This is a genomic window from Polaromonas sp. P1_A2 (genome assembly GCF_056406895.1).
Genome location: NZ_JBFTZI010000001.1, coordinates 946,772 through 973,222, shown reverse-complemented (window position 1 = coordinate 973,222; position 26,451 = coordinate 946,772). Strand labels below are relative to the sequence as shown.

General features: G+C 65.6%; 23 protein-coding genes and 3 tRNA genes. 6 read left to right on the top strand and 20 right to left on the bottom strand.

Annotated elements, in window-relative coordinates; all coding sequences use genetic code 11:
• Positions 1-68: 68 nt before the first annotated feature.
• The 18 genes from AC1D09_RS04640 to pip form a co-directional block, all read right to left on the bottom strand.
• The gene (locus AC1D09_RS04640) at positions 69-893 is read right to left on the bottom strand and encodes a siderophore ferric iron reductase (RefSeq protein ID WP_477660628.1); all 825 of its coding nucleotides are present in this window, start codon (positions 891-893) and stop codon (positions 69-71) included.
• Complete coding sequence (locus tag AC1D09_RS04635) at positions 890-2,773, bottom strand: IucA/IucC family protein (RefSeq protein ID WP_477660627.1); 1,884 nt, start codon at positions 2,771-2,773, stop codon at positions 890-892. Before AC1D09_RS04635 ends, AC1D09_RS04640 begins: the two co-directional genes overlap by 4 nt.
• Positions 2,770-3,384 carry a GNAT family N-acetyltransferase gene (locus AC1D09_RS04630; protein WP_477660626.1) on the bottom strand — a complete coding sequence of 205 codons (615 nt, stop codon included), beginning with the start codon at positions 3,382-3,384 and terminating at the stop codon, positions 2,770-2,772. The genes AC1D09_RS04635 and AC1D09_RS04630 overlap by 4 nt, the downstream gene beginning before the upstream one ends.
• Positions 3,374-4,603 (bottom strand): MFS transporter, encoded by a 1,230-nt coding sequence (locus AC1D09_RS04625; RefSeq protein ID WP_477660625.1) that lies wholly within the window; start codon positions 4,601-4,603, stop codon positions 3,374-3,376. The genes AC1D09_RS04630 and AC1D09_RS04625 overlap by 11 nt, the downstream gene beginning before the upstream one ends.
• 17 nt (positions 4,604-4,620) lie before the next feature.
• On the bottom strand, positions 4,621-5,934 hold the full coding sequence (locus tag AC1D09_RS04620) for a lysine N(6)-hydroxylase/L-ornithine N(5)-oxygenase family protein (RefSeq protein ID WP_477700952.1): 1,314 nt from the start codon (positions 5,932-5,934) through the stop codon (positions 4,621-4,623).
• A gap of 117 nt (positions 5,935-6,051) precedes the next feature.
• Positions 6,052-8,448: a TonB-dependent siderophore receptor gene (locus AC1D09_RS04615; protein WP_477660623.1), complete on the bottom strand. Its 2,397-nt coding sequence runs from the start codon at positions 8,446-8,448 to the stop codon at positions 6,052-6,054.
• Positions 8,449-8,572: 124 nt separating this feature from the next.
• A complete protein-coding gene (locus AC1D09_RS04610) occupies positions 8,573-9,640 on the bottom strand; it encodes a FecR family protein (protein WP_477700951.1) in 1,068 nt (355 codons plus the stop codon).
• Between the two features lie 81 nt (positions 9,641-9,721).
• On the bottom strand, positions 9,722-10,279 hold the full coding sequence (locus AC1D09_RS04605) for a sigma-70 family RNA polymerase sigma factor (protein ID WP_477660621.1): 558 nt from the start codon (positions 10,277-10,279) through the stop codon (positions 9,722-9,724).
• A gap of 239 nt (positions 10,280-10,518) precedes the next feature.
• Positions 10,519-10,595: transfer RNA gene (locus AC1D09_RS04600), tRNA-Asp, on the bottom strand.
• 103 nt (positions 10,596-10,698) lie between these two features.
• Positions 10,699-10,774 (bottom strand) — tRNA-Glu (locus tag AC1D09_RS04595).
• Positions 10,775-10,852: 78 nt separating this feature from the next.
• A tRNA-Ala gene (locus AC1D09_RS04590) sits at positions 10,853-10,928 on the bottom strand.
• Positions 10,929-11,005: 77 nt separating this feature from the next.
• Positions 11,006-12,400, bottom strand: a complete 1,395-nt coding sequence (gene gltX / locus AC1D09_RS04585) for a glutamate--tRNA ligase (protein ID WP_477660620.1) — start codon at positions 12,398-12,400, stop codon at positions 11,006-11,008.
• Positions 12,401-12,408: 8 nt separating this feature from the next.
• Positions 12,409-13,626 carry an O-succinylhomoserine sulfhydrylase gene (locus tag AC1D09_RS04580; RefSeq protein ID WP_477660619.1) on the bottom strand — a complete coding sequence of 406 codons (1,218 nt, stop codon included), beginning with the start codon at positions 13,624-13,626 and terminating at the stop codon, positions 12,409-12,411.
• A 2-nt stretch (positions 13,627-13,628) separates the two neighbouring features.
• Entirely contained in the window at positions 13,629-15,149 is a 1,521-nt protein-coding gene (gene purF, locus AC1D09_RS04575) for an amidophosphoribosyltransferase (protein ID WP_477660618.1), read from the bottom strand.
• 34 nt (positions 15,150-15,183) lie between these two features.
• Entirely contained in the window at positions 15,184-15,669 is a 486-nt protein-coding gene (locus tag AC1D09_RS04570) for a CvpA family protein (RefSeq protein ID WP_477660617.1), read from the bottom strand.
• Between the two features lie 6 nt (positions 15,670-15,675).
• Entirely contained in the window at positions 15,676-16,470 is a 795-nt protein-coding gene (locus tag AC1D09_RS04565) for an SPOR domain-containing protein (protein ID WP_477660616.1), read from the bottom strand.
• 69 nt (positions 16,471-16,539) lie between these two features.
• The gene (gene folC / locus AC1D09_RS04560; protein WP_477700950.1) at positions 16,540-17,850 is read right to left on the bottom strand and encodes a bifunctional tetrahydrofolate synthase/dihydrofolate synthase; all 1,311 of its coding nucleotides are present in this window, start codon (positions 17,848-17,850) and stop codon (positions 16,540-16,542) included.
• A 131-nt stretch (positions 17,851-17,981) separates the two neighbouring features.
• Entirely contained in the window at positions 17,982-18,914 is a 933-nt protein-coding gene (gene pip, locus AC1D09_RS04555) for a prolyl aminopeptidase (RefSeq protein ID WP_477660905.1), read from the bottom strand.
• Positions 18,915-19,083: 169 nt separating this feature from the next.
• Between pip and AC1D09_RS04550 the strand changes: the two genes are divergently transcribed.
• Complete coding sequence (locus AC1D09_RS04550; RefSeq protein ID WP_477660614.1) at positions 19,084-19,428, top strand: ArsC family reductase; 345 nt, start codon at positions 19,084-19,086, stop codon at positions 19,426-19,428.
• A 495-nt stretch (positions 19,429-19,923) separates the two neighbouring features.
• On the top strand, positions 19,924-20,619 hold the full coding sequence (locus AC1D09_RS04545) for a glycine zipper 2TM domain-containing protein (RefSeq protein WP_477700949.1): 696 nt from the start codon (positions 19,924-19,926) through the stop codon (positions 20,617-20,619).
• 91 nt (positions 20,620-20,710) lie between these two features.
• On the opposite strand, the gene AC1D09_RS04540 is transcribed toward AC1D09_RS04545, so the two are convergent.
• Together AC1D09_RS04540 and AC1D09_RS04535 are read right to left on the bottom strand one after the other, a co-directional pair.
• Positions 20,711-21,484, bottom strand: coding sequence for an anti-sigma factor (locus AC1D09_RS04540; RefSeq protein ID WP_477700948.1), 774 nt, complete (start codon positions 21,482-21,484; stop codon positions 20,711-20,713).
• Positions 21,485-21,569: 85 nt separating this feature from the next.
• Positions 21,570-22,145 (bottom strand): RNA polymerase sigma factor, encoded by a 576-nt coding sequence (locus AC1D09_RS04535; protein WP_477663966.1) that lies wholly within the window; start codon positions 22,143-22,145, stop codon positions 21,570-21,572.
• Positions 22,146-22,319: 174 nt separating this feature from the next.
• Here AC1D09_RS04535 and ppnP point away from each other — a divergent pair, with 174 nt between their 5' ends.
• The 4 genes from ppnP (at position 22,320) to AC1D09_RS04515 (ending at position 26,262) form a co-directional block, all read left to right on the top strand.
• Complete coding sequence (ppnP, locus tag AC1D09_RS04530) at positions 22,320-22,646, top strand: pyrimidine/purine nucleoside phosphorylase (protein ID WP_074575699.1); 327 nt, start codon at positions 22,320-22,322, stop codon at positions 22,644-22,646.
• A gap of 28 nt (positions 22,647-22,674) precedes the next feature.
• Positions 22,675-24,012, top strand: a complete 1,338-nt coding sequence (gene argG, locus AC1D09_RS04525; RefSeq protein WP_477700947.1) for an argininosuccinate synthase — start codon at positions 22,675-22,677, stop codon at positions 24,010-24,012.
• Positions 24,013-24,120: 108 nt separating this feature from the next.
• Positions 24,121-25,083, top strand: a complete 963-nt coding sequence (locus tag AC1D09_RS04520; RefSeq protein WP_477663964.1) for an AAA family ATPase — start codon at positions 24,121-24,123, stop codon at positions 25,081-25,083.
• 9 nt (positions 25,084-25,092) lie between these two features.
• Positions 25,093-26,262, top strand: coding sequence for a DUF58 domain-containing protein (locus AC1D09_RS04515; protein WP_477663963.1), 1,170 nt, complete (start codon positions 25,093-25,095; stop codon positions 26,260-26,262).
• Positions 26,263-26,451: the final 189 nt, after the last annotated feature.

The window sequence follows — 26,451 nt, the reverse complement described above, 5'->3', positions numbered from 1 at the left end:
TTCTCCAGGGCGTGGCAACGCGCGCCGGCCTTCAAAGGCAGGCCGCATCGCAAAATCAATGGCCCGGACTACAAAGGATCGGCCTGCAATCGGGCGATACGCTTGTCGAGCGGGAGCTTGGGACAGGTGCTGCATTTCTCGCCGTCATGGCGGCGAAAGTAATGGCAGCAGACCTTGCGGTCCAGCGCCAGCGCGGGCGTCCCGTCGCGTGCGCGGTAGGCAAACATGCCACAGCCGCCGCTGATACCCAGTTGCGCCAACCACGCCTCTCCCAGCGCGGCGACCCTGGCGTCCTCAAAAAGACCAGGGCTGCTGCGGTGCACCAGCAGCAGCGCACCCAGCACACACTCGGCCTGCAGCCGGTCGGCGGCGCGGCCGTGCAGGGCCACCAGCGGCATGAGGGCCGTGCGCGTGGCATCACACAAGCTGCGCAACTCGCCGGCCGCCAGCCGCATGCGCGAAGCCAGCGACTCGGCTTTCATGGGCGCATGCGCCGGCAATTGGAAACCGCTGGGGAATCCGGCCACCACGGGCTGCGTGAGGCCGGCAAGCACAGGCACATGGCTGTCCAGGTGGGCGGCGATCACGCCGAGGTAGACCGGCTGCCAGATCGCCAGCCCCCAGCAGCGCAGCGCCACATAGTGGGCACCGGCTTCGGGGTAGGCCTGTGCCCAGTGACGGCACAGCGCCTGCAAAGGAGCTGCCGCCGCTACCGAGCCGTCATAGCGCAGCGCGCCGGGCGCCGCCGCCCCGCCCTGCTCTCCGCGCAGCGCGGGTGCGATACCCGCGGCCAGTTGCAACACGCGGGCAAGGTCGGCATCGGGCGCGTTGGCCCATGCCGGCATCGGTGCAACCTCGTGCACCGAATCCCCTGACCGCATGTCAAAACTCATGCGACGCTTTCCACCACCGGTTCCGCCACGGACCGGGTCGCGGCGCGGCGGCGCATGCCGGCAATCGGGTTCACCAGGTTGCCGGCCATCTTGAGGCTGGACGCGGGATCGGCCAGGTTGACCATCTGCACGTTGTTGCCCAGCTGCAGGCGGTTCAGGCAGGAATGCAGGAACTCGGGCACAAACATGTCGTAGTGCGCGAACTTGGCGGCCATCTCGGGATGGGCGTCCTCGTAGTCGCAGACGCAGTCGGCCACCGCGCGCCAGAAGTCGTCTTCGCTGCAACAGGCGTTTTCGACCAGCACCTGGTTGATGTGGCGCAGCACGCCGTCGAACACGTCGATAAAGATGCCCAGCAACTTGAAATGGTCGGGCACATCAACCGCCAGGCGCTCGACACGCTCGGGCAAATTCGCCTTGGCCTCGATGTTGAGGATGGCGCACTCCTCGGCGATGTCTTTCATGATGGCGCGCACCGGCACATGCTTGTCGAGCACCAGGATCAGGTTCTCGCCGTGCGGCATAAAGGTGAGGTCGTGTTTGTAGAAGCAGTGCAGCAGCGGCGTGAGGTAGGCCTTCAGGTAGCTCTTGAGCCAGGCTTGGGTAGCGAGGCCAGAGCGGCGTATCAGCTCGGGCAGCAAGGCATGGCCGTCCTTGTCGACGTGCAGCAGCGCGGCCATGGTCATCAGGCGTTCGCCGGGCTTGAGCAAGGGCAGCGGGCTTTCTCGCCACAGCGCCGAGAACATTTTTTTGTACGGCGTGTCCACCGGTATCGCGGCCTCGTAGTAATGGTTGCGAAAGCCTATGGACGCGACTTCGCGCAGGATGGTGAAGCCGTTGGCGCGCAGGAAGGCATCGCCATCCACCAGCTTCTTGATGAATTCGTTGATGGCCGGTGTGCCCGACATGTAATACGGCGACAGGCCGCGCATAAAGCCCATGTTCAGGATGGACAGCGAGGTTTTGACATAACGCTTGCTGCGGTCGCTGGTGTTGAAGAAAGTGCGTATGGACTGCTGGGCGATGTAGCTGTCGCGGCCGTAGGCCAGGCAGATGATCTTGCGCTGGGCCACATAGCCGGCGAAGGCGATGGACAGCTTGTTGAACCACTGCCAGGGATGGGCCGGCATGAAGTTGTAGTCGGCCGGGTCGACACCCAGCGCGGCGACCTCGCGGGTAAAGCCGTCCACGGTCTCCTGCCCGAGTTCCTCGGCCAGCAGCTGTTCATAGCTGAGCGTGGAGATGCTGGAGAAAGCCGCATGGTCCTTGTGCACGGCCAGCCAGATCACGCGGATCTGCGAGCCGGCCTCGGGCGCGTAAGCCTGGTAGTCGGCCGCGGTGAAACCCAGGCGGCCATTGTTGGCGACAAAACCCGGGTGGCCTTCGGTCATGGCGACTTCAATCGTCTGGAAGTCGGTGGCGTCGGCCAGCTGGGCGCTGCTGGGGGCATCGGCCTTCGTGCGCTTGTAGGCGCTGCCGAACAAGGTGCTGCTGATCTCGTCGAGGTAAATCGGCAGCAGCTCATCGCGTATGCCCAGCCGCTGGCGGCATTCGATGATGAACTGCAGCGCGTCCAGCGGCTGCTCGGCGCCCTTGAGGTATTTGTGGATGGAGTCGGGCTTGATAAACCAGTGGCGCAGCGCCAGGCGCCTGGCCTCGAACTGGTAGCAGGCGGCGCCGTCGTCCGAGAACAACTGGTAGAGCGCGAAGCCGCCTTCACGCGGGCGCAACTGCTCGGGTTCGACGATGAGCTCGTGGGCGTATTCGGCGATGGCCTTGCGCAGCAGCAGGCGGTTGGCCTGGGCCCAGGCCTCGGGCGTCAGGTGGGCGGCGAATCCGGCCGGGTCGTGCGCGGTCTGATGGGCGATGGTGACGTTCATGAATGGACTTCCTCTAGGGTGGCGGCCGTAGCCTGTTCAAAATCCCGCCGTGTGCAGAAGGCGAGGCTGGCGATCTTCTCGGGGAAGACCACATCGCGGTCGTAGGCAAAGCCCGCCGACCGGTTCAAGGCATGGACCTTGTGATTGCTGGCATCGGGCTCGACGACGATGCGCCGTGCGCCCAGGTGCGCGAACATAAAGCGCATCAGCGCATGGAACACGCTGCGCGAATAGCCGGCGATGCGCCGCTCGGGCGGCGCGATAAAGATGTGCATGCCCAGGTCGCCGGGGCGTACCTCGTAAAAGGCCCGGATGCGGTCCTGCGCGGGGTCGTAGCATTCGGCCAGAAAGGCCGGCCGGCCGCCTTCCCAGCCGATGTAAGGCGTGGCGCTGCCGGAATCCAGCATGCGCTGGTAGGCCTCGCGGACCTCGGCTTCGCTTTTGTCCTGCATCAGCCAGAAGGCAGCGCGCTCCTGGATAAACCAGCGGTGCAGCGTGGGGATGTCCTGCGGTATGCGCAGCGGGCGGAACACAAAACCGGCTTCGTCGCGGTAAGGCCGGATCTCGGCGTCGGCGCGGCGGTGCAGCGTATCAATCATGTCAATTGGCATGGACAGGCTCCTTCAGGGGGTTGGCATTGCCGCCTTCGGCCAAATGCCCGGCGCTGGGCACTTTAAGGATCAGACGGTCCAGCAGCGCGGTGAGCACAAAGCCGCCGGCCGCCAGCAGAAAGGGCAGATGCAGGCCGTAGCGATTGACGATGGCGCCCGCCGCGAAGGAGGACAGCAGCACGCCCATGTTCTGGAAGAAGTTGGTGATGCTGTAGTCCTGCGCATAACGCTGGGGCGTGGACAAGCGGAACAGGTTGACTTCCAGCTTGACGATGATCTGGAAGAAAGCCCAGCCGTAGAGCACGCGCCCCAGCACCACCAGCAGCGGATCGGGCGCGGCATGCAGCAGCAGGCCGGCGGCGCCCAGCAGCAGGTTGCCCAGCGTGTGGTCGGGCAGCTCGCCGCCGCGCGCGCGCAGCCAGGCATGCAGGCGCAGCGCGGCGATGGCCACCACACCGGGGATGGCAAAGGCCATGCCGGAGAGCAGCTCGCTGTCGTTGCCGGTGATCTTCTGCCAGTAGAGCGCAAAGAAGGGGCGTATCAGGTAGGCGCTGAAGTCGAACATCAGCATCACGAGTGCCAGCTTCAGGACGGGCAGGCGGGCCAGCAGGCCGACGCGGCGCGCCTCGGTGGCCTCGGCCAGCGCCTGCGCGCCACTGTTGACGCGGATGATTTTTCCGCTGCGTATCAGGTAGAAGCAGACCGCCATCTGGAAGTAGTCGCCGGCCGCCATGGCAAAAATGCTGGCGCGCGGCCCCCAGGTCTGCAGCACAAAGCCGCCCACCACCGCCCCGAAGATGGCGCCGAAATGCACCACCACCGAGAGAATGCCTATGGTGGCCGCGTGCTCTTCCTTGGGGGTCAGCCGCATCATGTAGGGGTACATCAGCAAATAGCTGCTTTTGCACATGAACATCAGCATGGACAGCACCCAGTAGATCTCGACGGTGGGCGCCCAGTCGCTCAGCAGGCTGAAGGTGCCGGCCGCGAACTGTGTGTAGACCAGCAGGTGTAGCGGCTCGACGCGGCGCGCCACGCGCGCCCAGAAGGGTAGCGTGCACATCACGGCGATGGAAATCGCCGCCACGTAAGCGCCCACATGCACGGGGCTGTCTAGCCCATAGCGCGCGCTGAAGAACTGCGGGTAGAACGGAATCAGGATGGCGTCGCTGATGACGGCCAGCACCGTCATGGTGATGATGTGGAATCTGAGCTTCATGCTGTATGCCTCAAGCCTCAGAGCAGGACAAAGTCCGCGGTGGACGGGATGCTGAAATCCTGGATCGCAACGCGCCGCTCTATCTTGTAGTGCTCGACGCCGGTCAGTTCCCGCAGGATGTAGGAGTTGCGGTAGCAGCTCATCCCCAGGTCCTGGTTGGTCATGCCGTGGGTGTGCTGGCCGGCGTTCTGCACAAAAATCTCGCTGCCGTTGAAATCGGCGGCATAGTTGCGCGCCAGCCGGTAGCGCCCCTGCTCGTCCCAGCGCAGCCGATGGCGTATGCCGTCGACAAAGGGCGGGATGTTCTCACGGTAGCCGGTGGCGAAGACCAGGCCTTCGCTGCGGTGCGCATAACGCGCCTCGCAGTCGAGCTGGCGGAATTCGATCTCGTAGCAGCCCTTGCCCGCGTCGTAGCGGCAGCCCTGCAGCTCGCAATTGGTGATCAGGTGGGTGCGCAGCGGCCCCTGCTTGCGCCTGTCGTCCAGGAGGTCGTAGATCTGGTTGATCAGGCTGGCATTGACGCCCTTGTACAGGCTGTCCTGCGCGCGGATGACGCGCTCCTTCTTGCGGTCGTCGAGGTTGTAGAAATAGTCGATGTAGTCCGGCGAGAACATCTCCAGCGTGAGCTTGGTGGTTTCCATCTGGAAGAAGCGCGAGGAGCGGGTGATCCAGGTCAGGCTGTAATCGTGCGCCTCGGCTTCTTTCAGCAAGTCGTGGTAGACCTCGGCCGCGCTCTGGCCGCTGCCGACGATGGTGATGGAGCTTTTTGTCTGCAGTTCGGCCTTGCGGCTGATGTAGTCGGCGGTGTGCAGGTAGCGGTGGCCGTCCGGCGCGCAGCACTGGGGGAACATGGGCTTGGAGCCCACGCCCAGCACCAGCTTGCGGCAGCGCATGATGAAGGGCTCGCGCTGCGGCCCCTGCACGCCGGTGACCACATAACAGCCGGCCTCGGCGTCGTGCACGATCTCCTGCACCTCGTGCTCAAAGCGCGCCTTGCCCAGCCGCGCCGCGGCCCAGCGGCAGTAGGCGTTGTACTCGGCGCGCGTCAGGTAAAAACTTTCGCGGAAGTAGTAGGAGTAAATCTTCCCCTCTTCCTTGCAGTAGTTGAGGAAGCTGAAGTGGCTCGTCGGGTCCGCCAGGCTGACCAGGTCGGCCAGGAAGGGGTTTTGCAGCGTGGTGTTGTCGATCAGCATCCCGGGATGCCAGTTGAACTCCGCGTTGCGCTCCAGAAAGACCGCGTTCAGGCCGGCGATGGGCTCGGCCAGGCAGGCCAGGCTCAGGTTAAAAGGCCCCAGCCCTATCGCAACAAAGTCATAGATATTCTTGTTCATGGCACTCAACTCCCTGATGGACTGGCACGCCGGGGCGGCGCGCCACGTTGGTCGAAAAGAATTCCCGCGGCCGGTTGCTGCACCGGCCGCTTTTCCTAACAGTGCTTTACCACTGCCCTACCACTGGTAGGTCACGGTCGCGGTGGCGCTGCGCGCGTCGCCCCAGTAGCAGTACTGCTGGCTCAGGCAGGAGGCCACATAGCTCTTGTCGAAAAGGTTGTTCACGGCAAGGCGCAGGTTCGCACCCTTGAACGAAGGGTTCAGCTGGGCCAGGTCGACGCGCAGCATCAGGTCCACCAGGGTGTAGGGCGGTACCTTCATGCTGTTGGCGTTGTCAACCCAGCTGGAGCCCACGTAACGCACACCCCCACCCGCGGTGTAGCCCGGCGCGAAGTTCCAGTCGCCCCAGAGCGCGGCCATGTGGCGCGGCGCCTGGTAGGGCGTGTTGCCGGTAAAGCCGTCCGAGGACTCGGTGAACTTCATGTCGGTGTAGCTGTAGCTCGCGATCATCGACACGCTGCGGCTCAGCTGCGAGCGGGCTTCCAGCTCCAGGCCGCGCGAGCGCACCTTGCCGGTGGGCTCGAAGTAGCTGGCGCCCACCGGTCGCGTGGCGACATTTTTTTGCGACAGCTCGTAGACCGCCGCCGACAGCAGGGTGTTGGAGTCCTTGGGCTGGTAGCGGATGCCGACCTCGAGTTGCTTGGTCTCGGCGGGCGCCAGGTTGTTGCCCTGCCGGTCGTTGCGCAAGCTGGGGTTGAAGCCGTCGGAATAACCCACATAGGGCGCGACGCCGTTGTCGAACAGGTAGACGACGCCCGCCCGCTTGGTGAACTTGGAGCCGCTCCACTGGGCCGGGTTGCCGGTGCCGTACTGGTTGGAGGCCTTGGCCCAGTCCATGCGGCCGCCCAGCGTGAAGCGCCAGCGGTCCAGCTCGGTCTGGTTTTGCAGGTAAAGGCCGGTCTGTTCGAGCTTGCGGTCTATCGGGTCGCTGGTCACGCCGGCCAGGCCCGGGGCGCCGTAGCTCGGGGTGAACACATTGATGGGCAGCGCGCTGCCCGATTCCCAGTTGCCGCTGACGCGGCGCTTCTGGTAGTCCAGCCCGGCCAGCACGGTGTGCTTGAGCGCGCCCGTCTGGTAATGGCCTTCGAGCTGGTTGTCGATGGTGTTGCCGCGGGTTGATTCGTTGGCGCCCGAGTAATAGCGCGTCAGCTCATTGGCGCCGGCCCAGCCGTAGCCGTAGATCTGGCGCAGCGTGGTGTCGGCCCGCACGTGGCGGAAGTTCTGGCGGAACTTCCAGCTGTCGTTAAAGGCATGTTCAAACTGGTAGCCAAGGAAGCTCTGCTTGCGCTGGTATTTTTCGACGCTGGGGTCCCCATCAAAAAAGTAGCGCGAGATCAGCTGGCCGTTGTGGCCCGCATTGAGGCTGGCGTCGGCGGGAACGCCGCTGTGGTAGCTGCCATTGGGGTCGTCCTGCAGGTAGGCCTGCAGCAGCAGGCGTGTGTCGGTGGAGGGGTTGATCGCCAGGGACGCGGCCAGCGCCTGGCGCTCTTCCTTGACGGTGTTGAACTGCGAATCGAGTGAGCGCGACAGCGCCGTCAGGCGAAAAGCCATCACGCCGTCCTTGTCGATGGGGCCGGAGAGGTCTACGGCGGCTTCGCGGCGGTTGCGGTTGCCCAGGGTGAGCTGCACTTCGCGGTAGGGCTGGTACTGCGGCGTCATGCTGGTCAGCGCCACCAGGCCGCCCGGCGAGGCGCGGCCGTAAAGCACCGAGGCCGGGCCGCGCACCACGTCGATGCGCTCGAGGAAATAGGGGTCAACCTGCATGGAGGTGTAGCTGCCCTGGTCGCTCAGCATGCGCAGGCCGTCGAGCAGGGTGCTGTCCACACTGCTGTCCTTGAAGCCGCGCAGGGCCACGTAGTCGTAGCGGTTGGAGGAACCCACCAGGCCGGTGAAAACGCCGGGCGAGTAGTTCAGCGCCTCGGGAACGCTGCGCGGCTTCTGGTCTTCGAGCTGCTGCTTGGTGATCACCGAGATGGACTGCGGCGTCTCGAGGATGGGCGTGTCGGTCTTGGAGCCCGCGGCGCTGCGTTTGGCGACATAACCATTGCCGCCGCTGGTCGCCGTTTCCTGCTCGGCGCCGGCCGTCACGGTCACCACGCGCAAGGTCTGCGCGCCAGGCGCCACCGCTGCGGCTGAAGCCGGCTTCACGACAAACACGTTGCCGTCTATGGCCGCCGCCAGGCCGCTGCCGGCCAGCAGGCGGTCCAGCGCCTCTTGCGGCGTCAGCCGGCCGGAGACAGCGGGCGCCGTCTTGCCGGCGACCAGCGCGGGCTGCACCATGAGTTCCAGCCCGGCCTGCCGCGCCAGGGTGTTGAGCGCCTGGGCCAGGGGCTGCGCCGCCATGCTGATCTGCAGGGGGGTGGCCGCGCCTTGGGAGCCTTGGGAATAAACCACCGAGCTGCCGAGGGCCAAAGCCAGGGCCAAGGGGGGCAGGTGGAAGCGGGAACGAGGCATGCGTGCAAATCTCCGAAGAAGGGGTAAATAAGAATCCTTCTCAAGTAGACGCATGGGCTTTGGGAAACCCTAGGTCGTGCGCAATTTTTTTTGCGCCGCGGAATTGCCCCCTGCTAATAGCCGCTTAATGCCCGGCGGAGATGATCTCGGCCTCGCCGCCCTGCTCGCGCAGCCGCACCGGCAGGACCTGCGGTAGCAGGCGGGCGAAGTTGCCCGGCCGGCGCGGGTCGAAGGTGCCGGTCACGCGCAGCGCGGCGACGGCCGGGTCCCCCACGCTCAGGTGCGCCGGGCCGTAACGCTCGAACTCGGCCAGGGCCTGGGCCAGCGGCGTGTCGTCAAAACTCACGCGGCTTTCACGCCAGGGCGCGATGCCCGCGGCGGAAACGGCGGAGACTGCACCCAGCAGCCCCGCCATGTCGCTGGCGATCTGCTGGCCGGCGACAAGTTCGACGGCCGCCTCGTTCACGCTGGAACGCCCGGCTTGCGCCACGCGCACCCGCCCTTCTTCCACGGCGACCTGCACGCCCGCCCGGCCCGGCACGCCCGGCGTGTAGCGCACCGAAAAGCGCGTGCCGACCACCGTGATGCGCAAAGGGCCGGCCAGCACGTCGAAGGGACGCCCCGCATCGCCCGCGACCTGGAACATGGCCTGGCCCTGCGGCAGGCGGACCTCGCGGCGCCCGCGGTAAATCGCCACCTCGGCGGTGCTCAGCGTGTCCAGCCGCAGGCGGCTGCCCTCGGGCAAGGTCACTTCGAGCTGCTGGCCGCGCGCGGTGGCGAAACTCTGCGTGTACAACGCTTGCTGCTGCCAGAGGTTCCAGGCCAGGTAGCCGCCGCAGGACACCATGAGCGCCACGGCGGCCAGCGCGGCTTGCGGTGTCCAGCCGGCGAGTTCACGCCACCAGGTGCGCCGACGCGGTGCCGCATGGGCGGCGGCTGCCTTGTCGTCGGCGAAGTTCCGCCTCAGTGTGCGGAGGCCCTCCTCAGGCAATGCGTCGAGCGCGCGCCAGTCGTCCTGGTGGCGCGCGAAGGCCGCGCGGTGGGCGCTGTCCGATGCAAACCAGGCCTGGAAGCCGGCCTCGTCCTCCGCATCGAATGGCCCGCCGGAACGCCGGACGAACCAGTCCAGCGCCGCCTCGTCGGTTTCTGTGGACGGTGCGGCTGGCGGTTGGGCTGGCGGCGGGGTATTCATGGCGTGCTTATCGGCTCCTGGATGTAGACGCACGAGCCCGCCAAAACCCTAGGCCTGGGAAACAGGAATGTTGGCAAAGGCTCATTCGCGGGCGGGTTTTCTTCTTCTCAGTTTCGGTAGCGGGGCCGCGGCGGGCGTTCCATCCAGCGCATCGCGGCAGCGCCTGCAGGCGTCCAGGGCCAGCTTGATGTGCTGCTCGACCATTTTTCGCGATATGCCCATCAGCTCGGCCACTTCAGAATGCGGCAGGCCGTCGAACTTGTGCAGGATAAAAGCCTCGCGGCAGCGCAGAGGCAAGGCGTCTATGGTGGCCAGCAGGGCGTCCACGCCCTGCGCCGAAGAAGCGGCCGCGTCGGGCTCGCAGGCCTGCGGCGCCGCGAGATTGTCGAGCTCGGCCGCAGAGGCCTCGGCATCCGGCTGCAGCGCCTCGCCGCGCACCTCCCTGCGGCGGTACTGGTCGACCTGCAGGTTGCGCACCGTGCGGTAGAGCAGCGCGCGCGGCTCGGGCACGGCCTGGCCCGAATGCTGCACCGCCAGCACGCGCGCGTAACTCTCCTGCACGATATCGGCCGCGGCATCGCGGTTGCGCAACGTGCGGGAACAGAAGTTCAGCAGTTCTTGGTAATAGCGCTCAAGCACAGGTCGGTCAATGCCATGGGGAAAGACGAACCCCTCCAAGCGGCAGACGAGATGTGGCGGTGGCTGACCAGGCGCGCGCGTCGTAGATGGGAATTATTCTCATTATGACCGAATCGCGCCGCGGGCTCCACGCTGGGGGAGCACCGTTACCTTTGATACCAGCCGGGCATGCGGACATGCACAAGGCGACAGCCAAAGAAAAAGGGCCTGCAAGAAATCTTGCAGGCCCTTTTCGGATCTGGCGGAGTGGACGGGACTCGAACCCGCGACCCCCGGCGTGACAGGCCGGTATTCTAACCAACTGAACTACCACTCCTGGTAGTGACAACATTCGCTCTTTCGAGCCAAGTCGCCTGCCCTTGCGGGACGGCGGTTGTCAACTTGCGCCTTGGGCATCACGCGCGAGGCGTGATGAATGCTGGCGACCCCACGGGGATTCGAACCCCGGTACTCACCGTGAAAGGGTGATGTCCTAGGCCTCTAGACGATGGGGTCAAAACCTTGGAACTTCCGGAACGGGCCCTGCTGTGACACAAGAACCGTACAAACTCTCAAATTCTTCGCGACAAACTTTGGTGGAGGTAAGCGGGATCGAACCGCTGACCTCTTGCATGCCATGCAAGCGCTCTCCCAGCTGAGCTATACCCCCTTCAAGCCATTGCAAGTTACCCTGCAATTGTGTCGAGCCTTGAATTATAGCCCGAAAATTCGGGCTTTTTCAAATCTTCAAACAAGCTTGAGCCGGGACACCACATCTTCGCGTTTCATGAGCTCCAGAATCGCGTCCAGCGAAGGGGTTTGCGGCGTGCCCAGCACCAGCACGCGCACCGGCATGGCGAGCTGCGGCATCTTCAGGCCGGTGTCGGCCAGCACCTGCTTGATGGCCGCGGAAATCGCGGCCTTGCTCCACTCGGCGCTGCCCAGGGCGTCGGCGAGTTTGGCCAGTGCGGGGCGCACAGCCTCGGTCACATGCGTGGCCAGGTCTTCGGCGCCGGGCTGGCCGCCGGTGACCAGGCGCTGCAGCCAGCCAGCCAGTTCCACCAGCGTGCTGCAGCGGTCCTTGAACAGGCCGCAGCCGCGCGCGATCCAGGCCGCGTCCTGGCCCGTGACGCCCTGCGCCGCGAGAAAGGGAACGACCGCCTCGGCGAGCTTGTCATCAGGCATGGCCTTGAGGTGCTGGGCATTGACCCAGCGCAGCTTGGCTTCGTCGAACTGCGCGGCGCTCTTGCCCAGGTGGTCCAGGTTGAACCAGGCAATGAACTGCTCGCGGCTGAAGATTTCATCGTCGCCGTGGCTCCAGCCCAGGCGGGCCAGGTAGTTGACCATGGCGTCGGGCAGATAGCCTTCGGCGGCGTACTGCGTGACCGGCTTGGCGCCGTTGCGCTTGCTGAGTTTTTCGCCCTGCTCGTTGAGCACGGTCGGCAAATGGGCGTAGACCGGCGGCTCCTTGCCCAGGGCCCTGAAGATGTTGATCTGGCGCGGCGTGTTGTTGACGTGGTCGTCGCCGCGTATCACATGGGTCATGCCCATGTCGATGTCGTCGACCACCACGCAGAAGTTGTAGGTCGGCGTGCCGTCGGGGCGCGCGATGACCAGGTCGTCGAGTTCGTCGTTGCTGATCTCGATGCGGCCCTTGACCTTGTCGTCCCAGACCACGCTGCCGCCCTGCGGGTTCATGAAGCGCAGCACCGGCTGCACGCCTTCGGGCACGGGCGGCAGGGTCTTGCCGGGCGCGGGACGCCAGGTGCCGTCGTAGCGCGGTTTTTCCTTGGCGGCCATCTGCTTTTCGCGCAGGGCGTCAAGCTCGGCCACGCTCATGTAGCAGGGGTAGACCAGGCCGTCCGCGCGCATCTGCGCAAGCACGGCCTTGTAGCGGTCCATGCGCTGCATCTGGAAGAAGGGGCCCTCGTCGTGGTTCAGGCCCAGCCAGCGCATGCCTTCGATGATCACGTCAACGGCCTGCTGGCTGGAGCGCTCCACGTCGGTGTCTTCGATGCGCAGGATGAAATCGCCGCCGGTGGCGCGGGCAAAGGCCCACGGGTACAGCGCGGAGCGGATGTTGCCGAGGTGGATGAAGCCGGTCGGTGAAGGGGCGAAGCGGGTGCGGGTCTTTTGCGTCATGGGAGCTGTCATGCGATGCGGTCCAGGCCGCGGGAAAGGTCGGCCTTGATGTCGTCCACGTGGTCCAGCCCGACGGCCACGCGCAGCAGGCCCTGGCCTATGCCGGCGGCCTGGCGCTGCTCTTCGCTGAGGCGCCCGTGCGAGGTGGTGGCCGAGTGGCTGATGATGGTCTTGGTGTCGCCCAGGTTGGTGGCGATGCTGAGCACCTGCGTGCTGTTGATGACCTGGAAGGCGTTGGCGCGCGCCGCTTCGGGCGTGTCGCCGCGCACGTCAAAGGACAGCACCGCGCCGCCCAGACCCGATTGCTGGCGCATGGCCAGCGCGTGCTGCGGATGCGAGGCCAGGCCCGGGTAATAGACACGCTTGACGGCGGGCTGGGTCTCCAGCCATTGCGCGACGGCCAATGCGTTGGCGCTCTGGGCCTGCATGCGTATGCCCAGCGTCTCCAGCCCCTTGAGCACGACCCAGGCGTTAAAGGGCGCCAGCGTCATGCCGGCGGTGCGCACAATCGGGCCGAACACGTCGACGATGAGCTTGGACGGGCCGCACAGCGCGCCCGCCATCACGCGGCCCTGGCCGTCCAGGTACTTGGTGCCCGAATGCATGATCAGGTCGGCGCCGAACTCGACGGGACGTTGCAGGGCCGGCGAGCAAAAGCAGTTGTCGACCGCGAGCAGCGCGCCCACGCTGTGCGCCAGGTCGGCCAGCGCGCGGATGTCGCACACTTCAGTCAGCGGGTTCGTCGGCGTTTCGGCGAACAGCAGCTTGGTGCCGGGGCGCAGGGCGGCCTTCCACTCGCTGAGGTCGGTCTGCGAGACAAAGGTGGTTTCCACGCCGAACTTGCCGAACTCACGGCCTATCAGGGCGATGGTCGAGCCGAACATGGAGCGAGAGCAGATCACGTGGTCGCCGGCCTTGAGCAGGCCCATGCACATCATGAGGATGGCGCCCATGCCGGTCGAGGCGCCTATGGCCGCTTCCGTGCCTTCGAGCGCGGCGAGGCGGCGCTCAAAACTCGTGACCGTGGGGTTGGAGGTGCGGCCGTAGGTATAGCCTTCCGTCGGGTCGGCAAAACGCCGCGCCGAGGTCTCGGCATCGGGCTGCACAAAGCCGCTGGTCAGGTACAGCGCCTCGGAGTTTTCGCCGTGCTGGCTGGGCTCCAGCGCCACGCGCACGGCCAGCGTGTCGCGGTGCAGGTTGTCGGGCAGTTTTCTTTTGCTGGTCATGCTCAGGCTTCTTGCGGGTTGGGCAGCGCCAGGCGCGAGGCGTCCACGTCGCCGTCTTCCGCGGCGGCATCAGCACGCTGCGAGTTCATCGCGGCAATGGTTTCGGCCGTGACGTCGCCCGTGATGTAGACGCCGTCGAAGCAGGAGGCGTCAAAGCCGTCGAGCTTGGCGTTGAGCGAGCCTATGGCGCGTTTCATGCCGTCCACGTCCTGGTAGATCAGCGCGTCGCAGCCTATGACTTCACGGATCTCCTCGATGCTGCGGCCGTGGGCCACGAGCTCGCCCGGCGTGGGCATGTCGATGCCGTAGACATTGGGAAAGCGCACGGGCGGCGCGGCGCTGGCGAGGTACACCTTGCGCGCGCCGGCGTCGCGCGCCATCTGCACGATCTCGCGGCTGGTGGTGCCGCGCACGATGGAGTCGTCGACCAGCAGCACGTTGCGGCCCTTGAACTCGCTGGCGATCACGTTGAGCTTCTGGCGCACGGATTTTTTGCGCACGCCCTGCCCCGGCATGATGAAGGTGCGGCCCACGTAGCGGTTCTTGACGAAGCCTTCGCGGTAGGGAATGCCCAGCAGGTGCGCCAGCTGCGTGGCGCTGGGGCGGCTGGATTCGGGAATCGGGATGATCACATCGATCTCGCTGGGCGGCACGGTGGAGACCACGCGCTTGGCCAGCGTCTCGCCCAGGTTCAGGCGGGCCTGGTAGACCGAGATGCCGTCCAGCACCGAGTCGGGACGCGCCAGGTAGACGAATTCAAAAATGCAGGGGTTGAGCTTGGCATTGGGCGCGCACTGCTCGGCATGCACCACGCCTTCCATGTCCACATAGACGGCCTCGCCCGGCGCGATGTCGCGCTCGAACTGGTGCGAGGTGCCTTCCAGTGCCACCGATTCGCTGGCCACCATGACGGTGTCGCCGCCCTCGTTCTGCCCGCGCCCTATGCACAGCGGGCGGATGCCGAAGGGATCGCGGAAGGCCAGCAGGCCGTGGCCGGCGATCAGCGCGACGACGGCGTAGGAGCCCTTGACGCGCTTGTGCACGCCGCGCACCGCGGCGAACACGTCGACGGGCTTGAGCGGCAGGCCGCGCGTGGTTTTTTCGAGCTCGTGCGCCAGCACGTTGAGCAGCACTTCGGAGTCGCTGTCGGTGTTGATGTGGCGGTGGTCGGTGTTGAAGAGCTCGGCCTTGAGCTCGGCCGCGTTGGTCAGGTTGCCGTTGTGCGACAGCACCAGGCCGAAGGGCGCGTTGACATAAAAAGGCTGGGCTTCGTCCTCGCTGTAGGCATTGCCGGCCGTCGGGTAGCGCACCTGGCCCAGGCCCACCGTGCCCGGCAGCGCGCGCATGTTGCGGGTGCGGAACACGTCGCGCACCATGCCCTTGGCCTTGTGCATGTAGAACTTGCGCCCCTGCTGCGTGACGATGCCCGCCGCATCCTGGCCGCGGTGCTGCAGCAGCAGCAGGCCGTCATAGATGAGCTGGTTGACGGGGGCTTTGCTGACGACGCCGACTATCCCGCACATGGTGTTCCGATCATGATGAGTTGACTCTTCAAAGTTAGGTTAAATATTTCGCAAACTGTTCGGGCAACACCGGCTTCAAGGCTTTGAGCATGGCCGCCAGCACCGGCGCGCCTTTCGATTCCCGCCACCAGTCGCTGGTTTTCAGCGCCGTCATGTCGATCACGACGGTCGCGGCCAGCAACAACACCACGCCGCGCAGCACGCCGAACGCGGCGCCCAGCACACGGTCCACGGGCGCCAGGCCGACCGCCGCCACCAGCTTCTTGATCAAAAACGCCAGCAGCCCCGCCGCGAATACCGCGGCGATGAAGATCAACACAAAGGCCGCCGCATAACGCACCGGGTCGGCGGCCGACTGCACGGGCAATCGGGCGGCCAGGTCGGGCGCAAACCATTGCGCCACAAAAAACGACACCACCCAGCCCAGCACCGACAAGACCTCGTACACCAAACCGCGCCATGCGCCCAGCAGCATGGAAAAAACCAGCACCCCCCCAAAAATCCAGTCAACAGCCGCCACGGATCATTACAAGGTCAGGATGGCGGCCGGCAAATCAAGGGCCTTGATTTTTCCGGCCGCTTTTTCCGCCTCGGCCTTGGTGGCAAATGGGCCCACACGGACCCGTATGCGCTTGCCGTCCTTGGTTTCCGCGACCTGTGTATAGGTTTTCAGCCCGGCTTTTTCGAGCTTCAGGCGCGCCTCGCGCGCCTTGGCGACGTCGGCAAAAGCGCCCACCTGCACCACCAGCCGGCCTTCGGCCTCGGCGGCTGCCGGTTTGGCGGCCGGCGGCGTGGTGCCGTTGAGCAAGGCGCTGGCGCGGGCGGCGTCGGCATTGGCGACGGGCTTGGGTTCGGGCTTGGCGGCCGGTTTGGGCTCAGGCTTGGGCGCCGGCTTGGCCTCGGGTTTGGGCTCGGGCTTGGCCACGGCCGGTGCGGACGCAGCGGCGGCGGGCTTGGACGGCAGGATTTCTTCCTTGGGCGCCAGGCTGGCGGCAGCGGCCACCTTTTCGGCCGGCGCAGCGGGAGTGGGAGCAGGCGCTGCCGCCGGCGCGGGGGCCGCGGCGGTAGCCGCAGCCGGCACGGCCAGCGGCTTGACCGTGGCCTTGCCGGGGATTTCGATGGGGATGTCGACCGGGATGGGCCGGGGCTGGGTGTCGAACAGCAGCGGAAAGCCCACCACGCCTATGAGCACCAGCACGGCCGAGCCGATCAGCCGGTGCTTGGCGCGCTTGCGCATCACTTCCACGCTTTCCGGTTGAGCGGCTGGCCCGGCATTGGGGGCAGTGTTGGCGCCGCCCCGGCGGAAGTTGAAAAACGGCATGGTGTGGCTTGAATCCGATAAGGGTGACGTTAGCGGTGAACGTGGGCTGAAAGCCCTCCAAAAACCGCTTCAGGGGGCCAGGTGCGGGGCCGAAAGACGCGGCACGCCGTCCTTCAAAATGCCGCCCACCGTGTAGAACGAGCCGAACACGACAATTCTATCAGCGGGGGTTGCGGCCTTGACCGCCGCCTGCAGCGCTGCTTCAGGGGAGGCGTAGCTGCCGGCGGTGGCGTCGGGCCGGGTGTTGGCCGCCGTCCAGCGGGCCTGCAAATCGGCCGCGGTGACGGCCCGCGGCGTCGGCAAATCGGTGAAATACCACTTGTCGATCAGCGGCGAAACACGCGCCAGCATGGGGGCCAGGTCCTTGTCGGCCATGGCGCCGAACACCGCATGGGTGCAGGGGTAAAAACCCATGGCGTCGAGGTTTTCGGCCAGCGCAGCCACCGAATGCGGGTTGTGCGCCACGTCCAGCACCAGTGTGGGCTGGCCGGGCACGATCTGGAAGCGGCCGGGCAGCTCGACCATGGACAGGCCGTTGCGCACCGCCTGGGCCGTCACCGGCAGGCGGTCGCGCAAAGCCGTCAGCGCCGCGAGCACACCCGAGGCATTGACCAGCTGGTTGGCGCCGCGCAGCGCTGGGTAAGCCAGACCGGCATACCTGCGCCCACGCCCGGCCCAGCCCCATTGCTGCTTGTCGCCCGAGAAATTGAAGTCGGTGCCGAAGCGCCACAAGTCAGCGCCTGTTTTGGCGGCGTGGTCAACAATGCTTTGCGGCGGCATGGGGTCGCTCACGATGACCGGCTTGCCGGCGCGCATGATGCCGGCTTTTTCGCGGCCTATGCTTTCGCGGTCGGGGCCCAGGTATTCCATATGGTCCAGGTCTATGCTGGTGATCACTGCGCAGTCGGCGTCCAGCATGTTGACGGCGTCCAGCCGCCCGCCCAGGCCGACTTCCAGGATCACCACATCGAGTTTCGCGTCGGCCAGCAGCTGCAGGATGGCCAGGGTAGTGAATTCAAAATAGGTCAGCGAGATCGCCTCGCCGCCCTGCGTGCGGGCCGCCTCGACGCGCGCGAACTGGGCCACCAGCTCGGGCGCCTTCACGATGTCGCCGCGCACGCGGCAGCGCTCTTCAAAATGCACCAGGTGCGGCGAGGTAAAGACACCGGTGCGGTAGCCGGCCTGCAGCAGGATGGCCTCGAGCATGGCGCAGGTCGAGCCCTTGCCGTTGGTGCCGGCCACGGTGATGATGGGGCAGTCAAAGGCCAGGCCCATGCGTTGGGCGACGGCGCTGATGCGCGTCAGGCCCATGTCTATGCCCACGGGGTGCAGGTGCTCGCAGTAGGCCAGCCAGTCGTCGAGAGTGTTGAGGTTTTGCATACAGCCTCCCATTGTCGCAAAGCTCGAATACCCCCGTTGGCGCTCACTGCGTGTAGCACCCTCCCCCCTTGCAGGGGGCGGCGCCTGCGGCCTGGCAAAGCCAGTTCCGCGGCCCCTGCTACGAAAGATGCCTAGCTGGCGAAACGGTCCGTTGCAGCAACAAGCCTTTGCAGGATGCCAGGCTCGTTAAATGCATGGCCGGCATCGGCGACCAGCTGGAAATCCGCCTCGGGCCAGGCGCGGTGCAGATCCCAGGCGGTTTTGGCCGGTGTGGCCACGTCGTAGCGGCCTTGCACGATCACGCCGGGAATGCCGGCCAGCTTGTGCGCGTCGCGTATCAGCTGGCCCTCCTCCAGCCAGCCGGCGTGCACAAAATAATGGTTTTCGATGCGCGCGAACGCCAGCGCGAAGTCGTCGCCGCCGTGCAGCGCGGTGAAAGCCGGGTCCGGCAGCAGCGTGATGGTCTGGCCTTCCCAGAGGCTCCAGGCGCGGGCGGCGGCCAGTTGCGCAGCCCTGTCGCTGCCGACCAGGCGTTTGCGGTAGGCGGCCATCAGGTCGCCGCGCTCGGCCTCGGGGATGGGCGCGAGAAAAGCCTCCCACAGGTCGGGAAACAGCCAGGAGGCGCCCTCCTGGTAGTACCACAGCACTTCGGCGCGCCGCAGCGCGAAGATGCCGCGCAGTATGAGCTCAGACACCCGGGCCGGGTGCGCCTCGGCATAAGCCAGCGCCAGCGTGCTGCCCCAGGAACCGCCGAAGACCAGCCAGCGATCCACGCCCAGCAGGCTGCGCAGCCGTTCGATGTCGGCCACCAGGTGCCAGGTCGTGTTGTTGTCCAGCGAGGCGGCCGGGCGCGATCGGCCGCAGCCGCGCTGGTCGAACAGCAGCACGCAGTAGCGCTCGGGGTCGAACAGGCGGCGGTGCTCGGGCGAGCAGCCAGCGCCCGGGCCGCCGTGCAGGAACACCGCCGGCTTGCCCTTGGGATTGCCGCACAGCTCCCAGTAAATTGAATGGCCGTCGCCGGTTTCCAGGACGCCGGTGCGAAAAGGCTCTATGGGCGGGTACAGCACGGCGGGAGATGAAACAGGCGTGGCCGAAGCAGCGGTCATGAATGAGGGATCCGTGAAATGGTGGGAGCAAACAGGGGTTGCCGGACGGCCCGGCGCTGTTTGATTATTCCAGCCCCGCAATTGGCCTGCTGGCGCACCGTCTTCCCGCATCTGCCAGAATCTTTGCATGATCATTCTTTACGGCATCCCGAATTGCGACACGGTCAAGAAAGCCAGGACCTGGCTAGCTGAGAACGGCGTCGAATACCAGTTCCACGATTTCAAAAAACAGGGCGTGCCGCCCGAGCAGCTCAAGCGCTGGGCCCAGGCCGCCGGCTGGGAAACGCTGCTGAACCGCAAAGGCACGACCTGGCGCAAGCTGGACGCGGCGGCGCAAGCCGGTGCGGCCGACAGCGCCGGCGCCCAGGCCCTGATGCTGGCCAATCCCAGCGTCATCAAACGGCCCGTGGTGGACTGGGGCAAGGGGATTACGGTCGGTTTTGATGCCGCAGGCTGGGCGGGCCGGATTTAACCAGCGCGCGTTACGCGCCACACAAACAGGTGTTTTTTCACGTTTTTGGGCCAGTTTGGCCACGCTTTACCCAAGAACCTGTTTACGGCCTAAACGGGGCCGCGCAAGTACCTTCTCGGGATGGGATGCAAGGCGCGGTGCGACGCCCATAGTTCACCTATGGGCTAGCGCCGCAACGCCGCAGACCGCCCGAGAAGGCACTTGCCCTCCGGGTTGGGGTGAAATCGGGCGATTGAGCCACCCAGGCCCTTGCATGGGCATTAGCCCATGCGGCGTTCCCGGTCGGCCCACTCATCCCGATTGCACCCCAACGCGGCCCCGTTTAGGCCGTAAACAGGTTCTTAGGCCAGCTTTACAGCCGATTTACCGAACTCCAGGCCCCAAAACGGCTCTGACTTACTAAAATCGTTCCAGCCGCCAGAGCCGTCGCCCACACCACGGGCAGCATCCTCCGGCGGCGCAACTTCAGCGATTTGCTGAAAAGGGGTTCAAACCATGAAAAAAGCACTCGTCCTTTCCACCATCGCCGCGGCCGCAGGCCTTGCCGCCGTGCCCGCCTCCGCCATGGACATCCTGGCGCGGGTGATCTCCAGCACGCCGGTGGTGCAGCAGGTCGCCGTGCCGCGCCAGGTGTGCACCAACCAGCCGGTCATCACGCAAAGCCCCAATTCCGGCGCGGGCGCCTTGATGGGCGCACTGGCCGGCGGCGCGGCCGGCAATGCCATCGGCAACGGCGGCGGCCGCGCGGTGGCCACGGTGATAGGCCTGGTCGGCGGCGCCATGATCGGCGACCGCATCGAGGGCAACAACCAGCAGGTCCAGAACATGCAGCAATGCACGACGCAGACCTATTACGAAAACCGCCCCAGCCACTACAACGTGGTCTATGAATACCAGGGCACACAGTACAGCACCCAGATGGCCAACGACCCCGGCCAGTACGTGCGCCTGCAGGTCACGCCGGTCGGCGCCATGGCGCCCGCGCCGCAAACCTTCCAGTCCGCGCCCCAGCAGCCCCAGGCCTATATGCAGCCGGCGCCCGAGCCTGTTTATGTGCAGCCGACCTATGTACAGCCCGTGGTCTATCCGGCCTACTATCCCCGGCCCTACTACGCGCCTTATTACGCCCCCATAGGCCTGTCGCTGAACTTCGGCTACAGCCGGGGCTACGGCCACCACCACTGGCGCTAAAACCCGTTAGAGCCGCCGGTTCCGGCTGAATCAAAAAAGGGGCGTTATCAACGCCCCTTTTTGCTGCCCGCCTGGAATGACCAAATGACCGTTACTTCGGCGTTTCCAGGAGCGCGCCCTTGAACAGCACCGGCCCGGTCGGCCCGCTGCCCGGCGGCACGCCGCCCTTGGGCTCCAGTGTGATCGCCAGGGTCGGCACCTGCCGCATATCGGTACCCACGGCAGCCAGGCGAACCACAGGGTCGGCATTGAGCACACCCAGCGATTTGGGCGCCGCACCGGGCGGCAGGGCCCACAGCTCCAGCGATTTGTCGGCTTGTTCCCGAAAGCCGCCCACGCGCTTGAGCACCAGCGTCTTGTTTTTCGGGTCAAAAGTCACCAGCAGCGAGGCCGCGGCCTTGTCGTCGGTCAGCACGGCCACGTACTCAATCTCCGGCGTGGCCGTCAATCTGGCCGACAGCTCGCCGACCTGCCCGCTGAGCCGCGAATTCACATTGAGCCCGACCACAACGGCCAGCACCGCCGCCAGCGCGCCCGCCGCACTCATGCCGCGCCACAAGCCCAGGCTGGCCCACCAGCCGCCCACCGCCGGCGCGGCACCACGCGCGGCCTGCATGGCGCGCGCCTCCTTGTCGGCCCTGACGAGGTTTTCAATACGCGTCCAGACCGCCGGGCTGGGCGCCGCCTGCGGCTGCAGTTCGGCCACGGAAGCCAGCCGGCTTTGCCAGACCAGTGCCGCGGCGCGCAAGGTGGCGTTGTCGCGCGCCAGCGCCTCAAAACGGCGGCGCGCGCCGCCGCGCAAAGTGCCCAGCGCGTAGCTGGCCGCGAGTTGCTCCATCAGGGCGGGGTTGTTTTGAATATTCATAAATTTTCCGCCGGGCCGCCCCAAGGAAAATTAGCCCCCTCGGGGGGCAGCGTAGTACGCGAAGCGACAAGCGTGGGGGTCATATTCATGCAAACCTCGCCATGCAGCCGCGCAGCTGTTCCAGGCCGCGGCGTATCCAGGTCTTGACCGTGCCCAGCGGCAGCTTCAACTGCTCGGCCAGCTCGCTGTGGCTCAGGTCGCGCAAATAGGCCAGGCTCACCACTTCACGCTGTTTTTGCTCCAGCCGGCCCAGGCACTGGTGCAGGGCCCAGGCCTGCTCGCTGGCCTGGGTGGTGTCCATGGGGTTGGGCGAGTCACCCGCCACGGTGTCGGTAAGCACGTCGTCCAGCTCCTGCATCAGGTCGGCCCGGTCGGAAGCGCGGCGGCGCAAAAAATCCAGGCCACGGCTTCTGACAATCAGCCCTAACCAGGCCATGGGCGGCGAGAGGCTGGCCTTGTAGTCGCCGGCAATGCGCCAGATGGTCAAAAACGCCTCCTGCAGCACGTCTTCGGCCCATTCGCGCTTGCCCACCACACGCACCGCCACGCCGTACAGCTTGGACGAGCTCAGGTCGTAGAGCTCGCGCAGGGCTTTTTCATCGGCCCCGGCCACACGGTCTATCAGCGCAATCAATTGAAGATCCGGGCTTTCTGCTTTCATGGACAACATTCTGGGTTATTCATGGGGGTACGCGATAGAGGGCCGGGTGGATTCAAGGCCGGCACGGCCCCAAGGCCCGCCGTGACCTAAAATCAGGGGTTTTTGGCGGCGGACCGCGATGCGCGGCGCTTTCTTCGCCTTTTCTCGCCTTTTTCCACCTTTTCAGCCCTCCTCATGCCCACCGAAAAAATCGACAACGTCAGCGTCAGCACCCAGGCCAATGTGTACTTTGACGGCAAATGCGTGAGCCACGGCATCACCTTCGCCGACGGCAGCAAAAAATCGGTGGGCGTGATCCTGCCGGCCACCCTTACCTTCAACACCGGCGCGCCCGAAGTCATGGAATGCGTAGCCGGCGCCTGCGAATACAAGCTGGCCGGCAGCGACAGCTGGGTCAAATCCTCGGCCGGTGAAAAATTCAGCGTCCCCGGCAACGCCAAGTTCGAGATCCGCGTCGCCGCCGGCGAAGCGGCTTACCACTACATCTGCCACTTCGGCTGATCCTTCCCACGCCTTCCAGGAAACCCCCATGGCCACCATACTCCAGAACCTCCCCGCCGGCCAGAAAGTCGGCATCGCCTTTTCGGGCGGACTCGACACCAGCGCCGCCTTGCACTGGATGAAGCTCAAGGGCGCGATTCCCTACGCCTACACCGCCAACCTGGGCCAGCCCGACGAGCCCGATTACGACGAGATTCCGCGCAAGGCCATGCAGTACGGCGCCGAAAAAGCCCGGCTGATCGACTGCCGCAGCCAGCTGGCCGCCGAAGGCATTGCCGCCCTGCAAAGCGGCGCCTTCCACATCACCACTGCGGGCGTGACCTACTTCAACACCACGCCACTGGGCCGCGCCGTGACCGGCACCATGCTGGTGTCGGCCATGAAGGAAGACGACGTCAACATCTGGGGCGACGGCAGCACCTTCAAGGGCAACGACATCGAGCGTTTTTACCGCTACGGCCTGCTGACCAACCCAGGCCTGAAGATTTACAAACCCTGGCTGGACCAGCTCTTTATCGACGAGCTCGGCGGCCGCGCCGAAATGTCGGCCTTTATGACCAAGGCCGGCTTCGGCTACAAGATGTCGGCCGAAAAAGCCTATTCCACCGACTCCAACATGCTGGGTGCCACGCACGAGGCCAAGGACCTGGAAGAGCTCGCCACCGGCATGAAGATCGTCAACCCCATCATGGGCGTGGCCTTCTGGAAAGACGAGGTCGAGGTCAAGCGCGAGGAAGTCACGGTGCGCTTTGAAGAAGGCCGGCCCGTGGCGCTGAACGGCAAGACCTTCCCCAGCATGGTCGAGCTGATCCTGGAAGCCAACCGCATAGGCGGGCGCCACGGCCTGGGCATGAGCGACCAGATCGAAAACCGCATCATCGAAGCCAAGAGCCGCGGCATCTACGAAGCCCCCGGCCTGGCGCTGCTCTTCATCGCCTACGAGCGCCTGGTCACCGGCATCCACAACGAAGACACGATTGAGCAGTACCGCGACAACGGCCGCAAGCTGGGCCGCCTGCTCTACCAGGGCCGCTGGTTCGACCCGCAGGCCATCATGCTGCGCGAAACCGCCCAGCGCTGGGTGGCCAGCGCCATCACCGGCGAGGTCACGGTGGAACTGCGCCGCGGCAACGACTATTCCATCCTGAACACAGTCTCGAGCAACCTGACCTACAAACCCGAGCGCCTGAGCATGGAAAAGGTCGAGGACGCGCCCTTCTCGCCGGCCGACCGCATTGGACAGCTGACCATGCGCAACCTGGACATCGTGGACACCCGCGACAAGCTGGGGATTTACACGCGCTCAGGCCTGCTGTCGCTGGAGCCCGGCGCGGCCATCCCGCAGCTGGGAAAAACCGGCGAATAAGCCCGACGACTCCGCAACAAAGCCGCCTTAGGGCGGCTTTTTCGCGCGCGCGTGCGGCGCAGGTTCCGCCAGGCACTGGGCTACACTGCCGCGTCAAGGGAGTAGACCATGGATCAAATAACCATCGAGCGCTGGACGGCACCGGACGCCGCCCGGTTTGCGCAGCGCATCGTGCGGAACATCGAGAAGGTGCTGCAGGGCAAGCATCAGGGCGTGGAGCTCGCGCTGGCCGCGGCCATTGCCGGCGGCCACCTGCTGATTGAAGATGTCCCGGGCCTGGGCAAGACCATGCTCGCCAGAGCCCTGGCCATTTCCATCGGGCTGGAGTTTCGCCGCATCCAGTTCACAGCCGACCTGATGCCCTCGGATATCGTCGGGGGCCCTGTCTACAACCCCAAGGACGGCAGTTTCGCCCTGCGGCCGGGGCCGGCATTTTCCAATGTGGTGCTCGCCGATGAGATCAATCGCGCCAATCCGCGCGCGCAGTCGGCCTTGCTGGAATGCATGGAAGAGGGGCAGATCACCCTGGACGGCCAGACGCTGCGCCTGCCCGAGCCCTTCCTGGTGCTGGCCACGCAGAACCCGATCGACATGGCGGGCACCTATCCGCTGCCCGAAGCACAGCTCGACCGCTTCCTGATTCGCCTGTCGCTGGGCTACCCCAGCCCCGAAGTGGAAACCAGCCTGATAGCCACCCAGCAGTTCGAGCATCCGATTTCCCACCTCGCGGCAGTTTGCCGGCCGGTGGAATTCGCCCACTTGGTGGCCAATGCCAAAAACACACTGATTTCTCCGGAGATCTCGCAGTACATCACCGCCATCGTGGCGGCCACACGCAAGCATCCCGGCATCCGCTTCGGCGCCAGTCCGCGCGGAACGCTGGGGCTGGCCCGCATGGCGCGCGCGCTGAGCTGCATACGGGGCCTGGCCTACGTCGATCCGGCCATCGTGCGGGAACTGGCCGTACCTGTGCTGGCGCACCGCATCATCGTGCAAACGCAGGGCGCACAGGCCAAGCCCCCAGCCGCGCTGATCGAGGAAATCCTGGCCTCCCTGCGAACGCCGCAATAAGAAGCCACCATGGAACGCTGGCTCAGCAAATCACGCGTATTGCTGGCATTGAGCGGCGTGCTGCTGCTATCGGCGCTAAACCGGCACGACCCGACGGTGTTCGGCATGTTCCTGTTTCTCGCCACGCTGAGCGCCCTGGGACTGCTCCTGCCCTGGCTGTCGCTGCGGTCCATGCAGGTGTTCGCGAGCGGCAGCTCGGAAGCCGTCGAGGGCCAAGCCTGCGACGTGCAACTACTGGTCGAGCGCCGGGCATGGTGGCCGGCTTTTATGGTGGACGTGGAAACGCACTGGCAATGGGGCCCGAGAACCATCGTGCTGAGCCATACGCTAGCGCTCATACGCGCGCGCCAGCGAAGCGCGCTGGGCCACCAGATCATCTTTCCATGCCGCGGCGACTACCGCCTGGCCAAGGTGGTGCTGGCCAGCGGCTTCCCGCTGGGGCTGGTGATTGCCCGTCGCACCATTGCCCTGCAGGGCGTCGCTGTGCTGGTGCTGCCCAAGGCCGAGCAGGTGTTCTTGCCCGCGGACCTGAGCGCCGCGCACGACCCCGTTGGCAACCAGGTTACGCGCCGCCTGGGGCAATCGTTCGAACTCGGCAACCTGCGCCACTATGTGGCCGGCGAGCCCCTCGGGCGCGTCAACTGGCGGGCTTCCGCACGCTCCGGCGAGCTGGTGATCCAGCAATTTCAACAAAGCGGCTCGCCGTTACTGCATGTGGTGACGGATATTCCCTCCAGCAACGAACTGGCGCGCCCCGACGCCCCTGCTGAACAAGCTCTGCGCGTGGTTGCCGGCCTGTGCGAAGCGGCTGGGGAAGCGGGTGCGCGCCTGCGGGTCTATCTGCCGCAGCAGGCCGAACCGCTACGGGATACCCGAGCCATCCACCGCGCGCTTGCCGGCGCGATGCCCGACAGCCTGCCGCTTCGCGAAGCGCTGGGCCGGCTTCGAGGCCGCCTCTCGGAAGGTTCCCAGCTGCTGGTAGTCGTCAGCCCGCGCTGGGCGGCTTCGTTGTTGCTGCGCGAGTTCTCAGCCGTCGAACTCGGACGCTGCCCAGTGACCGTGTACATCGCGACCCACCCAGCGCAAGCGACCGGCGACCTGGCACTTGCACCGGCCTTGGCCCAAGCGCTGGCGCAAGCCGGTTTCCAGGTCATTTCACAGTACCCGGGGCAACGCTGATGCCGGCACTGCCAACCTCAACAGCCGCCGTCGCAACGGTGCGAACCGCGCAGGACGGGCTCTCCAGTCGCCTGATTGTCGTTTTCACCGGGCTTTGTTATTTATGCGTGGCTGTCGGCTTTTCCTACCTGGACAGGCGATATGGCCATTTCCAGGCTGAAAGCCTGTTTTGGGTCGCCTGGGCCGCAC